This is a genomic window from Xanthomonas sp. SHU 199, assembly GCF_000364665.1.
Lineage (GTDB): Bacteria > Pseudomonadota > Gammaproteobacteria > Xanthomonadales > Xanthomonadaceae > Xanthomonas_A > Xanthomonas_A sontii.
Window position 1 is genome coordinate 1 of sequence record NZ_AQOI01000311.1, and the last position, 848, is coordinate 848.

The window sequence follows — 848 nt, forward strand, 5'->3', positions numbered from 1 at the left end:
CCGCGGCGCAACGGCACCGGCAGGGCGGTCGCCAGCACCTCGCCCAGCGGCGCGTGGCTGTAGCGCGCCAGCCAGCGCAGCGACTCGGCCAGTTCGCCATGGAGCAGGGGCACCGGGTCCAGCCAGGCCAACGCCGCGCGCAGGCCGTCGGCGTCCTCGACCTGGCCGATCGCCGCCACCACCCCGCTCAGTTCGCGATTGCCAAACGGCACCTGCACCCGGCGGCCGACGTCGCCGTCGGCGACCGCCCCGCCGGGCGGCGGCAGGTAGTCGAACAGCTGCGGCAAGGGGACGGGCAGGGCGACGCGGAGCGTGGCGGCGGGGGAGGGCATCCACCTAGTCTAGGGCGTGTCACCAATCCCCGAGCATGCCGCGTTGGGTCTGGCAGGCGCGCAGCCGGCGTTGCGGGCGCAGCGCCTAACTGGCCGTCAGGTCAAGCTGCGCGGCGCCGGCTGCGCGCCTGCCAGACCCAACCCGAAGGGCCGCGGTTGCGCACGCCCGTGGCCGCGTCATCGCTCGGGCGTGGACGGACGTCCACTTCCTCGCTCTTCCTTGCCACAGGCACGCGCAATCACGGCGCGGCATGCTCGGGGATCGGTGACACGCCCTAGCGGCCGCCGCAAAGTGGGTTCCGGGGGTCGGGAGTTGCGCGCGATTGCTGCCCGCAAAGTGATAAACCGGTCGTAAATGGCCGCCGTGCTTGGGGAATCGAATTTATCCACACCTGCTGTGGATAAAGCTGTGCATGAAGGGCATGCTCCACGCCGTGAAGACGGACTCACAAGCCTCTGCCACGAGTTGGACAAAAAAGCGCCAATCGCATTTATTCTTTTCAGAACAACAACTTG

At 69.0% G+C, this 848-nt stretch carries 1 pseudogene; it reads right to left on the bottom strand.

The annotated features are described in order from the left end of the window. Window positions 1-332 (bottom strand): annotated as a pseudogene (locus tag D183_RS24510) (primosomal protein N'); the annotation flags it as partial. Window positions 333-848 lie beyond the last annotated feature (516 nt).